The organism is Bacillus sp. EKM208B, from assembly GCF_011800725.1.
In the GTDB taxonomy this organism is placed as follows: Bacteria; Bacillota; Bacilli; order Bacillales; family Bacillaceae; genus Bacillus; species Bacillus velezensis.
Genome location: NZ_JAANHO010000010.1, coordinates 123,629 through 135,580 on the forward strand (window position 1 = coordinate 123,629; position 11,952 = coordinate 135,580).

Genomic DNA, 11,952 nt, shown 5'->3' on the forward strand with positions numbered 1-11,952 from the left:
TCTATATGAAAATGATAGCGTTTTCAAACAGAGAGGGGAAGCTTATGATCATAACGGACATTTTGGTCTTTTTGGTCTCGGCTAGCGGACGAATTTGTAGCGGTTAACCGGCCGGCCCACTCCCCCGTATTGAATATCGAGCTTAATCTGGCCGTCCTTCTCAAGAAAATCAAGATAACGCCGCGCCGTCACCCTGGCGATTCCGAGCGCTTTGGCGGCTTCTTCAGCTGAAAGCGGCTCCGTCTGCTGTTTCATATAGGTCAAAATTTCATTCATCGTAAAATGATTTAACCCCTTCGGCAGATCCCGGGACGGATTTTGCGGAATTTTAAGCAGCATGTCAAGCTGCTCTTGCGACATGGTGTCATGCTCTTCAATTTTCCGCTTATATTGTTTATAGTTTTCGAGCGCCTGTCTCATCCGCTCCAGCTTAAACGGCTTCAAAATATAGTCGGCCGCACCGTTTTGCAGCATAAGCTGGATTGTTTCTTTGTCTTTTGCGGCCGAGACAATGATGACGTCCACTTCGAGCTTTTGTTTTCTGATTTCCTGGAGCGTTTTAATTCCGTCTTTTTTCGGCATATATACGTCTAATACCACGAGCCCGGGCCGCAGATCTTTAATAAGCCTGATTCCCTCGTCTCCGTCAGCGGCTGTGGCGATGACGCTGAACCCCGAAACACCGGTGATAAATTCTTTATTCACCTCCTGCACCATCGGATCATCTTCAATAAGCAGCACCTTGATGTCCATCGAATGATTCCTCCCCCTTCATCGGAAATAAAATAGAAAATGCCGTTCCCTGTCCCTGCCGTGTGTCGACTTCAATAACGCCCATCCCTTTGTCGACGATTTGTTTGACGAGGTACAAGCCGTATCCCGTTCCTCCCGTTTTATTGACGGTAAACCCTTTTTCATAAAGGCGCGGGATGTGCTGATCGGAAATCCCGCTTCCGTTGTCTTCTATTAATATAGCAAGCACTTCATCATTTTGCTCGATACTGATGTCAATATGTTTGTCCTCCGTGTCCGCTGTTTCGAATGCGCCGAACGCATTTTCAATTAAATTGCCGAGCAGGACGACAATGTCATGCTGGTCGACATGCTCCGGAAATGCCGAGAAACTGCTGTTTTCATCAATTTTCACAGAAATGCCAAGCTCTTTTCCTCTTTTGATTTTGCTTAACAGCAGCCCCGCCGCAGCGTCATTCTGAATGGCCTGATGAAGAAAATCGGTGACGCTTTCTTGTTCTGATGATTCCTTAAAAGCAAGCTGGAGCGCTTTTTCTGATTTTCCGAGCTGAATGAGTCCCGCGATGGTGTGAAGCTTGTTCATATGTTCATGATTTTGGACTCTGAGCGCATCGACAAAATTTTTCACACCTGTCAGTTCTTCCGCCATTTTCGCCGCTTCCGTCCTGTCCTGAAAAATGGCGACGGCTCCGATGACCTTCTTTTTCATGACGATCGGAATTCTGCTGCTCATGATCACCTTTCCGCTGACTTGGATTTCTTCATTATATACGGCTCGGTTCCGCTCGACGATCTCAGGGAGCCGCGAATCTTTTAACACGTCCCAGATCAGCCTGCCATCGGTCTCTTGTCTTACATTGAATATCTGCTTCGCTTTTTCATTAAAAATGGTGATGTGATGCTGATTATCGATCGCGATGACGCCCTCATTCATCGAATGAAACGTAGCGGTCCGTTCCTCATACATTCTCACGATCTCATGGGGCTCCAGCCAAAACATCTGTTTTTTGATGTGGCGGGCCAGCAAAAAGGAGCCGGCCAGTCCGAACCCTAGCGCCAGCAGAACGATAAACAGTATTTCATGTTTCAGCTGAAGAAGAATTTCACCGAATCCGGGCAGCGTTTTACCGGCCAGAACGACGCCGATCTGATTCAAATCCCGGTCTTTGATGGGATAAAAAGCGCGAACGGCGGTGCCGATCTCTCCCTTTGCTTCGGAAAAATAAATGTGCTCGGCGAACGCCGCGGCTTCGTCCTCACCCCTTGAACGCTTTCCGATCATTGTGCTGACGGGATGTGAATAGCGGATATGATCCATATCCATGACGACGATGTAGTCCGCTTCATTGATGATCCTTATTTCTTCGACCGCATGGCGCACGTCTTCCCTTTGTTTTTTCTGCTCGAGGGCGCGTTTGACATCGGTCATCTCAGATACCGTCCGCGCGGTATTCATCAGCCGTTTTTTCAGCTCGCGCTCCTCTGTATGCTGAATATTGCCGATCAGCACGATGCCGACGATCAAAAAGGTAAAAAGCACGACGATATACGAAAGTATGGTGATTTTCCAGCGGATGGTGAGCTTTTTTTTCGTCATTGGCCTCTTCCTTTCCGTCTCTTTACGAAAACGGCCCGCCCGATTATGCTTGTTATAGAAAATGGCGGAGGGGGTTTTCGATGAAAAGCTTGCTGACTTGTCTCAGCCTGATGGTACTCGGTATCGGAACCGCTTTATTCATCGGCTTTCATGATCGTTTCTCAACGGAAGAACCGTATTATGATGACGAACAGGAAGGCCTGAAAGATCAAATCGTTTTCAAATTCAGCCATGTCGTTGCTGAGAACACGCCTAAAGGGCGGGCAGCGAATAAGTTTGCGGACCTTGTCTATCAAAAGTCCGGCGGCACCATTAAAGTAGAGGTGTTTCCAAACGGGAGCCTCTATTCAGATAATGAAGAAATAAACGCCCTCCAAAACGGGGACGTGCAATTCATCGCTCCCTCCACCTCAAAGCTCGGATCACTGTCTCCCGAATGGGGTGTTTTGGATCTGCCGTACGCGTTTACAAACTATAAAGCCGTGCAAGAAGGCCTCAACGGCAAAATCGGCACACGCCTGTTCGCTTCATTAGAAAAGCATCATTTGAAAGGACTGGCGTACTGGACGAACGGGTTTAAGCAGCTCACGTCAAATAAAGGGCCGATCTTCACTCCGGACGATTTGAAAGGACAGGCGCTCAGGATCATGCCGAGCAGCGTGATCGAAGACCAGTACCGTCTGCTCGGCGCGCACCCGCGGCAGGATTCCTTTAATTCCACGTTTCAGCTCTTGGAAAGCAATCTCGTAGACGGAGAAGAAAATACGATTTCAAATATCTATTCTAAAAAATTTTATAATGTTCAAGATTATTTGACAATCAGCAATCACGGGTACCTCGGTTATGCCGTGATGACCGACGAGCATTTCTGGAATTCGCAGACAGAAAAAACGAGAACCATCTTAACGGAGGCGATGCGAGAAACGACGGAGTGGAACGAAGCCTCCGCTGAGAAAATGAATAAAGACCAGCTTGAAGAGATAAAGAAGAATTCATCCATTCATATTCATGTGCTGAGCAAAGCGGAAAAGAACACATGGATGAAACGCCTCGACCCGATTTACGAACAATATGAACAGGTGATCGGCCGCGGGCTTGTGCAGGATTTGTTATCCTTGCGCCGCGAGCCTTAGCAGGACCAATACGCCCATCTCCGTTTCATCCCTTTTCCCGCCGGGGAAGTAAATAGGGACAGATCAAAAAAGGAGATGGAGACATGTTTACACATACGAAAAAACTGCAGCATCCGGCTAAACCGGATCGTCCTGATCCGCTGTTCGCAAAAAAGATGCAGGAAATTTTAGGGGGACAATACGGGGAAATATCCGTCGCCATGCAATATTTGTTCCAAGGATGGAATACACGGGGCAATGAAAAATATAAGGATCTTCTGATGGATACCGCGACGGAAGAAATCGGCCATGTCGAAATGATCGCGACGATGATTGCGAGACTGTTAGAAGACGCCCCGCTGGCAGAGCAGGAAAAAGCGGCTGATGATCCGGTCATCGGGTCCATTTTAGGCGGCATGAATCCGCATCATGCGATCGTGTCAGGACTCGGCGCAATGCCGGAGAGCAGCACGGGCGTTCCGTGGAGCGCAGGCTATATCGTCGCAAGCGGAAACCTTCTGGCAGACTTCCGCGCCAATCTGAACGCCGAATCACAAGGAAGGCTTCAAGTCGCACGCCTGTATGAAATGACCGATGATAAAGGCGTGAAAGATATGCTCAGCTTTTTATTGGCCCGCGATACCATGCATCAAAACCAATGGCTTGCGGCCATTAAAGAATTAGAAGAACAGGAAGGTCCGATCGTTCCTTCCACATTCCCGAAGGCGCTGGAAAAACAGTCATTCTCCCATAAGCTTATTCATTTCTCAGATGGCGGACAAAGCGCTGAACAAAATTGGCTGAAGGAAACAGCGCCGGACGGAGAACCATTCGAATACGAAAAAGAACCGAAAGCGCACGGCGAAATAGCTAAGCTGGATCCCGTCCCGCCGTATGTCCACAACACGCTTCCCGGACGCGAGTAAAGACACAAGCCCAAAACAAACTGTTTTGGGCTTTCATTATGCCTTCAGAACCGTCCAGTCCGGTTCGTATTGAATGTCCGGATGATGTAACAGCTCATGAATGAAAGGTTCATCCTCCTCGTACAGCATCACTTCTATTGAAAGAATCGCAGCCTTCTGCTCGTTTTCTTCGTATATGCGGTCATGTTCGTTCTCCATAAAATCATCATAGGCCTGTCTGTTCTCCCAAACGCTGATGATCTCTGCGATGAACAGGCCGTCTGCGTTTTTCCGCCAGCCGCCGGCCTGTTTGACGAAGCCATTTACACGTGATAATGCGCCCACTGTGACTGTGCTTGCGCAAATGCTTCAGCGTTTGCAGCGTCTGTTTCACATACAATCTTTTTGATCAGCATGGCAGTCCCTCTGTGATGACTGTTTTCGCATGCGTATACTCGACACAGAGATTGACGGTTCTGACGTAAGAGCGGGTGCGGTGAATCGTGCCTTTCGGGATGAGCAGGCTGTCATTTGCTTTGAGCACTGCGGTTTCTTTGTCCTTAAAATCAATCAGCAGCTCCCCTTCCAGAACGATGAACCATTCATCTGAGTCAGGGTGATGGTGCCAGTCATATTCTCCCGTAAACACTGCGAGGCGCACACAGTGGTCATTGATCTCCGCGATTGAAAAATTGTCGTGTTTTTCTTTGACTTTATTGGCGATAGCGAGCAAATTCAGCATGTCAGACACGAGTGAAAAACCCCTTTTTCATTTAATTGTATCGCAACGGCGGCTCAGATCAAGATTTTCCCAAAATAAAAAGCGATCCAGCTGATGCGCCGGATCGCTTTTGATCTGCAGGTTCTCTGCCTTTATGCTTTTATTAGCTGCTTCGTCTGTTTCCGCCTTTTTGGCCGATTTCTTTATAAAAATCTTTGTCATGATTTTTGCTAGTGGCTTCTCCGCCTTTTTGGCCGATTTCTTGATAGAATTCCTTGTCATGGTTATTGCTAGTGGCTTCTCCGCCTTTTTCACCGATTTCCTGATAGAATTCTTTGTCGTGATTTTTGCTTGTGGCTTCTCCGCCTTTTTGACCAATTTCCTGATAGAATTCTTTGTCATGGTTATTGCTTGTCGCTTCTCCGCCTTTTTTACCTGCTTCTTCTCTGCTCATTTTGTTATTATCTTGTGCCATTTTTGAATTCCTCCTTTAATTGGTGTTGGTTGTTGGTTTCCCGATTTCAGAACTGCTAAACAAAGAAAACACATTGAATGTGTTTTCGGGTGGTTTTTTATTATTCTGTATCCTTCATGCGTTTTAGAATCCGGCGTTTTTTATAAAGCATGATGCCTGTTTCCGCGATGCTTTCTAAAGCTGAACGGTTGGCGGACGCGCCGAAGATGATGCCTGCGGCCGGAACCATTTGCAGCAGTTTTTTCGCGGCGAACGTATCGCGGTAGCTGTAAACGACTTCCCGCCAGCCTTGGATTTGCGAGGCGACGCGCTGATAGACGCGGTCGTTTTGATCATATTGCCGTAAATCTTGCAGGATCGCTTTTTTTCCGATGACGTCACTGGATGCAAGCTGAAGCAATTTGACGATAAACACGCGTTCTTTTTTGTCTTTCGGATCAAAGCCGTAAGCAACCGCGATATCCTGCAGCGTCTTTAAGGACAGGCCGAGCATCGCCGGAATGTCTGCCGCCAGCGTGAATACGCCGCCGACTCCCGTTGCGGCCCCCTGCACCGTCGCGGCCTTTACGCTTGTACGCGCTATGGCTTCTGCGATTTCGTCCATGACGGCAAGCGGCGCATTGCGGATGTCGTGAAGCGTTTGACATGTACCGTGCGGCAGCCGTTTTTGAAACTTTTTCATGATGCGCTTTTCTGATGTAAGGTACTGTCCGCCTGACTGAATAAACGTTCCCGTTTCATCGAGAATGAGTCCGATTTTCCTCTGAATAAATTGCGGTGTCAGCTTGTCCAAAAGCTGAAACGGCAAGCGGGTGAATGTTTGCCAGAACATCACCCTCTGCTGCGCCTTTTCCCATTTTTGAATGTCTCTCAGTTGTCTTTCCAGGTCTGTCCGCTCTTCTGTCACCCGTCCTGCACGTCCTTTCTGATTTCTTTGTTCATAGTATACCTTTATGGCGTTTTCTTTTTACACCCGGCCGGATTTTTTATCCGGAAAACATTTCATTGTTTAATTTCCTTCAAATTCTATATATTGTATAATTCTGAATAATACGATTGAAGGAGAATGTTGAATGCAATGGATTTATTTAAGTTTAGCGATCATTTTTGAAGTATTGGGTACGGTCAGCATGAAATTATCAAATGGATTTACAAAACTTGTCCCAAGTATTTTATTATTATTGTTTTATATCGGCAGCCTTTGTTTTCTTACTTTGACTTTGAAATATATAAGTGTCTCCATCGCGTATGCGGTCTGGTCGGGAATGGGGATCGTGCTGATTTCCATGATCGGAATTTTTTTCTTTCATGAACAGTTCTCTGTCATAAAAGCTGTCTCTGTTCTTCTGATCATCATCGGTGTCGTTTCCTTAAACTTTATTTCTGAAAGTGAAACGTCATCAAACGGCATCAGCGTTCATACGGATAGAAACAGATGATGAAAGGGTTAAAGGTTCTCTTCCTCATTACAGATATTGGATTTATCGTTTATTGGATTGTTACTTTTTTTGAGTGGATTCCAAAAAACATGGTGTTTAAAGATTATGATAACGCCATGATCATGGCCTGGAACTGGTCATTCTTTCCCTTAGATATTTTCATTTCGATAACCGGGCTGTACAGCTTGTTTCTTTATAAACGGAAACATGCATTATGGCGCTCTTTCACATTAATATCACTTGTGCTGACCTTTTGTTCAGGCCTGCAAGCGATTGCCTTTTGGGTATTTATCGGCGATTTTGATTTTATGTGGTGGGCATTCAATCTGTACTTGCTTCTTTATCCTTTATATTTTATTCGGAAATTGCTGGTCTCTCATAAAAATAGCTGTCATTCTTTTTGATAAGGCGGTTTTCTTTTTCTTCAGGCGGGAAACACTTTTCATAAAGGAGTGATAGACATGCCTTGGTCTATGAAGGATTATCCGCAATCATTGAAGAATCTCGAGGAACCTGTGAAGAAAAAAGCGATCGAAATCGCGAATGCGATGATAGATGAGGGTTATGAAGAAGGACGGGCCATTCCCATTGCGACAAGTCAGGCGAAAGAGTGGAAAAAAAACGCTTCTAAGGAAGAAATCGATCAGCTGATGAAACACGATGATGAAACGAAACGCGGAAATTGAATCGGAATAAAGGAAAAACCCCGCTCTCAAGAGAACGAGGTTTTTCTGATTATAAACCGTAATAATAAGATAGTGTGGTGACTGAAACGTAGCCTGTCGCTCCTGCATACGTGACTTTCAGCCATTTATTAGAATTAGTGTAGTGGCCTTGAACATATTCTCCGGTTACCCAAGAACCTGTAATTTTTTTACCGCTTGAGAATGTTGTGATCGTTGAACAGCTGACCTTAGAGCATGAGCGCATATTAGCACCGTAAATACCGACTGTACCCCCGCTGGCTAAAATGGAAACGTCCGGTTCAGCTTTAGGTTTGAAAGCTGCTGCTGATGCAGAGCCGCCAAAAGCGAATAAAGAAACAGCAAAAATCATGGCTAAAGAAATGATCGACAAACGACGTACCAAGAAAATTCCCCCTCTTTTATCATATGGCTGGAAAGCTTTCCTGACGTTATTATACTTTTTTGCCCGGGAGACTGAAATAAGTCTAATGCTCCAACTTCTTTTCTTCGCAAGTGGCCATGCCGATTCTTTAATTGATAGATAACAGCGGTTTATTGGACTGGAATCACTGATATATCGTTGATTCAAACGTTTATTCAGAGCGGCCGGAGTTTTTCCGGAGGTCATTTGAATGGTACAGAAAGGTTTTATCTTCCAATGGAAAGAAACATTATTATTCTATTTACCCGGGAAAACGGAGGAAATACAGCGTCTTTTTCTCAGGATCAGTTGCACCGGACAGAAAGTTGTGAAGTGATATGGGCAAGTGTCCTCTTTTCACCTTTTTAAAAAAACGCTCCACGCATCCGCGCATGATCGGACGCGGAAACACGCTTTGCGAACGGCATCGCTTCTTTCCCGGAACGATGCCGTTTTCATTTTCGGACCTTTCTTCGGCGGGATACATATCATAGATAAAACAGGGCATCAATGTACCGGTTTATTGAACATAAAGAACTTGACATCTCATAATAGCGGATTTATGATGTAGATAAAATAATTTGCATCTAGGAAACTTTTTGTTATTTAGCTAAAAATCTATCGGAATTTAGGTGAGACATAATGAGCAAAGACATCTCAGCACAATCACTGCAATCAAAAGCCGTGCAGGATGCACTTGACGGCAAAAGCAAGGGATTCAAGCGGCTTCTGCCTTTTTTAGGCCCCGCCTTTATCGCGGCGATTGCCTACATTGACCCGGGAAACTTCGCTACGAATATCTCAGCTGGTTCGAAATATGGGTATATGCTGCTGTGGGTCATCCTCTTTTCAAACTTGATGGCTTTTTTAATTCAAGTTCTTTCCGCGAAGCTCGGCATTGCCACGGGTAAAAACCTTCCGGAAATCGCCAGAGACCGGTATCCGAAATGGGTATCCGCCGGGCTGTGGATACAGGGTGAACTGGTGATTATGGCAACTGATCTGGCAGAATTTATCGGGGCGGCGCTCGGGCTCAACCTGCTGTTCGGCATACCGATGGTTGAAGCGGCCATTATCGCGGCGATCGGATCATTCGCGATTTTAGAGCTGCAGCGCAGGGGTTACCGGGCGCTGGAAGCGGGCATCGCCGGACTTCTGTTTGTCGTGGTGATCGCCTTCGCTCTGCAAACCTTCTTTGCCAAACCTGATGCTGCCTCCGTTCTCGAAGGGCTGTTTATCCCGAAAATTGACGGAATGGACAGTGTGCTCTTGGCAACCGGGATACTCGGCGCAACCGTGATGCCGCATGCCATTTACTTACATTCCGCACTGACACAGCGCCGTGTCGTCGGAAAAACGGATAGTGAGCGGAAAAAGATTTTTAGATTCGAGACGATTGACATACTTATCGCGATGGTGATCGCCGGGGCGATTAACGCAAGCATGCTCATCGTCGCTGCCGCGCTTTTCTTCAAGAACGGGCTGTATGTAGAAGATTTAGACGTGGCTTATCAGCAATTCGGCCACTATATCGGACCGGCTTCAGCCATTCTCTTCGGGATCGGGCTGCTGGCCGCAGGGCTTTCAAGCTCTTCTGTCGGCACATTGTCAGGCGATATTATCATGCAGGGCTTCATCCGTTACCGTATCCCGCTTTATTTGCGGCGTTTCATTACCATCATTCCGCCGATGATCATCATTATCTCGGGGGTCAACGCCACAGAAGCGCTCGTATGGAGCCAGGTCGTTCTTTCATTCGGCATCGCCTTTGCGCTCGTGCCGCTGATTATGTTTACAAGCAACAAACGCCTGATGGGCGCCCTGACGAACCGAAAATGGGTGACGGCTCTCGCCTGGCTGATTGCGGTTTTGGTGATCGCGCTTAATCTGTTTGTGATCTACGATTCCTTCCGTTAGAAAAAAACCGGCCATAGCGGCCGGTTTTTCTTTTGGCGCCGGGTGCCGTTCGTATCTTTTTCCGGGCGTTTTTGGTATGATAGAAGAAAAATCGGAGTTTTGCTTATGTCAGTATTTATCCTTTTTTATCTGTGGATTGTGCCGATTGTCATCGGCATCTTCTGTTCTCTTTTTGCTTATCGGACAACGGGTAAGAAACGTCTGATTCCCGGCTTTTTGATGATCGCATTAAGCATCGTTTCCTTAATCACGGGGCTTTGGATCGGCGGGGTGAACTATCATGTGTTCATCGGGGGCATGTTTTTATTCGGTACGTTATTGGCCGGCTCCGCCTTCCCGTTTTTCTTCGCTCTTTCACGCAAACGAAAATAAACAGGCATGCCGCCTGTTTATTTTTATTCATTAACCCTGAATTATAAACCGCTCCGATAATGTGATTCCGCCTCAATCAGCCTGTACATGTGTTATATAGGCTTCAGCCCATGTCCCATCATCGAAACTGCAGCCAAAATGAATCCTGCTAAAGAAGATTTTGAATTATAAGAAAAATACTGTATGAAAATCCTATTTACCCCAAAAATACCTATTGATAGAATGGTATCTGAGAGGGGAAATGTTCAAAGCGGATCATATCGGTCCCGCCTAAATACATAGACTTTCATTTCTCTCTACACTACATTTCTAAAGGAGGATTTCCCATTAGACACGCAGCTAAAGGCATTCTGTTTGCCGCATCTTTAGCCCTTGTAACTACTACTTTTGTCCCCGCATCCTTAGCTAAAGAAAATCATAATAATACTGCCAATGCCACTGGAACGACCAAATCATTTTTTTATCAGACTGATACGCAATTTTCCTACGGACTTAAAGCACAAAGCGATGCATCTGTGTCAAAACCAGTCAAAGATGTAATCAGAGAAGTGCTGAAAAATAAAACAAAATTATTCAATCTTGTTGAAAAATTAGCAGGAAAGAAAATAAGAAATGAACTCGAATCCGTTTTCAATCAACACATAGAACCGGTTTTAAAGAAAATGCTGAACGAGTATGTCGCCTTAAGCTGGACTGACGTGGAAAAGAATCTTTATCTTTCACTTAAAAAGTCCGGACTTTCTGACAGTCAGGCTAAAAACCTCGCTCATTTGACAACTTTAGCAATGAAAGCATTTTAAAATCATTCATAAATGATCGTCAGGAAAATACGTATGAAGTAAATGCAAAGTGCTGTTAGATTCACTCTAATAGCACTTTTTCATTGGAGATGTCACATGACTGTCTTTTTTACTGTTTTGCTCACTTTCTTATGCTGCCTTGTGATTTCATCTCTTATTTTTATGATTCTATTAAAAAAAGAGATCGTGGATACACCGCCAAACCGCTTAGCTCATGCAGCATTCATCATACTTATTGGATTCTCCCTGTTCTTCGCTATAACTGTACCTAGCCTAGTTATTTATTTTGTAGCTATAACTGTAAATCATTTTTTCGGAGAATATATCATATATGGTTCACTTTCAGACTTATACATATTTTCTGTCGTCGTAAGTATTTTAGCTTTAGTTTATATGCTTATCCTTACGGCAATTGTAAAAGGAATGACTCATGTGTTGACATTGCCTGCTTGGTCAGCCTATATCCTTGAATTCATTTTTGCATGGGCTGCTGTTTACTTCTCAATTCAATACGTTTCCAATCATATCATTGAGAACATATCTATATTTCAAGGTGGAGAAATTCTTCTTTCATTGTTCATCACTTTCTTATTTTCGGGATTGGATATCCTTTTCACTAATTTGGATAAGATCACAAAAGAGAAATTAGGCTAATAAAAAGAAAAGCAGGCAATTTAGGGACTGACCCCATAAGATGAGACAAACAAAAAACACCTTCAAGTTTGAAAACGGATGATTGTTAGCCGAAATTAGA

At 45.1% G+C, this 11,952-nt stretch carries 13 protein-coding genes and 3 pseudogenes; 9 read left to right on the plus strand and 7 right to left on the minus strand.

The genetic code is table 11. The features are described from left to right. Positions 1-81 precede the first annotated feature (81 nt). Positions 82-753 carry a two-component system response regulator DctR gene (locus tag G9F75_RS16920; protein WP_003156219.1) on the minus strand — a complete coding sequence of 224 codons (672 nt, stop codon included), beginning with the start codon at positions 751-753 and terminating at the stop codon, positions 82-84. After that, the gene (locus G9F75_RS16925; protein ID WP_021495084.1) at positions 728-2,350 is read right to left on the minus strand and encodes a two-component system sensor histidine kinase DctS; all 1,623 of its coding nucleotides are present in this window, start codon (positions 2,348-2,350) and stop codon (positions 728-730) included. Before G9F75_RS16925 ends, G9F75_RS16920 begins: the two co-directional genes overlap by 26 nt. 80 nt (positions 2,351-2,430) lie before the next feature. Here G9F75_RS16925 and G9F75_RS16930 point away from each other — a divergent pair, with 80 nt between their 5' ends. After that, positions 2,431-3,483, plus strand: coding sequence for a TRAP transporter substrate-binding protein (locus tag G9F75_RS16930; protein ID WP_021495085.1), 1,053 nt, complete (start codon positions 2,431-2,433; stop codon positions 3,481-3,483). 83 nt (positions 3,484-3,566) lie between these two features. Next, positions 3,567-4,388 carry a manganese catalase gene (locus G9F75_RS16935; RefSeq protein WP_065180970.1) on the plus strand — a complete coding sequence of 274 codons (822 nt, stop codon included), beginning with the start codon at positions 3,567-3,569 and terminating at the stop codon, positions 4,386-4,388. A gap of 36 nt (positions 4,389-4,424) precedes the next feature. Here G9F75_RS16935 and G9F75_RS16940 read toward each other — a convergent pair. The 4 genes and pseudogenes from G9F75_RS16940 to G9F75_RS16955 all read right to left on the minus strand — a co-directional run bounded on the left by G9F75_RS16940 (position 4,425) and on the right by G9F75_RS16955 (position 6,470). Beyond that, a pseudogene (locus G9F75_RS16940) lies at positions 4,425-4,783 on the minus strand (DUF4937 domain-containing protein). Continuing rightward, positions 4,777-5,118 (minus strand): cupin domain-containing protein, encoded by a 342-nt coding sequence (locus G9F75_RS16945; RefSeq protein WP_014416952.1) that lies wholly within the window; start codon positions 5,116-5,118, stop codon positions 4,777-4,779. The pseudogene G9F75_RS16940 and the gene G9F75_RS16945 overlap by 7 nt, the downstream one beginning before the upstream one ends. Before the next feature lie 139 nt (positions 5,119-5,257). Next, a pseudogene (gene gsiB / locus G9F75_RS16950) lies at positions 5,258-5,563 on the minus strand (glucose starvation-inducible protein GsiB); the annotation flags it as partial. A 100-nt stretch (positions 5,564-5,663) separates the two neighbouring features. Beyond that, positions 5,664-6,470: an EcsC family protein gene (locus tag G9F75_RS16955; protein ID WP_014416951.1), complete on the minus strand. Its 807-nt coding sequence runs from the start codon at positions 6,468-6,470 to the stop codon at positions 5,664-5,666. Between the two features lie 166 nt (positions 6,471-6,636). Between G9F75_RS16955 and G9F75_RS16960 the strand changes: the two genes are divergently transcribed. The 3 genes and pseudogenes from G9F75_RS16960 to G9F75_RS16970 form a co-directional block, all read left to right on the plus strand. After that, the gene (locus G9F75_RS16960) at positions 6,637-7,002 is read left to right on the plus strand and encodes a DMT family transporter (protein ID WP_017419236.1); all 366 of its coding nucleotides are present in this window, start codon (positions 6,637-6,639) and stop codon (positions 7,000-7,002) included. Beyond that, on the plus strand, positions 6,999-7,406 hold the full coding sequence (locus tag G9F75_RS16965) for a DUF5360 family protein (RefSeq protein ID WP_029974088.1): 408 nt from the start codon (positions 6,999-7,001) through the stop codon (positions 7,404-7,406). The genes G9F75_RS16960 and G9F75_RS16965 overlap by 4 nt, the downstream gene beginning before the upstream one ends. A gap of 57 nt (positions 7,407-7,463) precedes the next feature. Continuing rightward, a pseudogene (locus G9F75_RS16970) lies at positions 7,464-7,679 on the plus strand (DUF2188 domain-containing protein); the annotation flags it as partial. A gap of 58 nt (positions 7,680-7,737) precedes the next feature. Here G9F75_RS16970 and G9F75_RS16975 read toward each other — a convergent pair. After that, positions 7,738-8,091, minus strand: a complete 354-nt coding sequence (locus tag G9F75_RS16975; protein ID WP_007410203.1) for a hypothetical protein — start codon at positions 8,089-8,091, stop codon at positions 7,738-7,740. A 657-nt stretch (positions 8,092-8,748) separates the two neighbouring features. On the opposite strand from G9F75_RS16975, the gene G9F75_RS16980 reads away from it, so the two are divergent. From G9F75_RS16980 to G9F75_RS16995, 4 genes are all read left to right on the plus strand, one after another. Next, positions 8,749-10,026 (plus strand): Nramp family divalent metal transporter, encoded by a 1,278-nt coding sequence (locus tag G9F75_RS16980; RefSeq protein WP_088056325.1) that lies wholly within the window; start codon positions 8,749-8,751, stop codon positions 10,024-10,026. Positions 10,027-10,131: 105 nt separating this feature from the next. Next, positions 10,132-10,398, plus strand: a complete 267-nt coding sequence (locus tag G9F75_RS16985; protein ID WP_014416946.1) for a hypothetical protein — start codon at positions 10,132-10,134, stop codon at positions 10,396-10,398. Between the two features lie 515 nt (positions 10,399-10,913). Continuing rightward, the gene (locus G9F75_RS16990) at positions 10,914-11,198 is read left to right on the plus strand and encodes a hypothetical protein (RefSeq protein WP_014720743.1); all 285 of its coding nucleotides are present in this window, start codon (positions 10,914-10,916) and stop codon (positions 11,196-11,198) included. 96 nt (positions 11,199-11,294) lie between these two features. Beyond that, the gene (locus G9F75_RS16995) at positions 11,295-11,852 is read left to right on the plus strand and encodes a hypothetical protein (RefSeq protein ID WP_072177797.1); all 558 of its coding nucleotides are present in this window, start codon (positions 11,295-11,297) and stop codon (positions 11,850-11,852) included. Positions 11,853-11,952 lie beyond the last annotated feature (100 nt).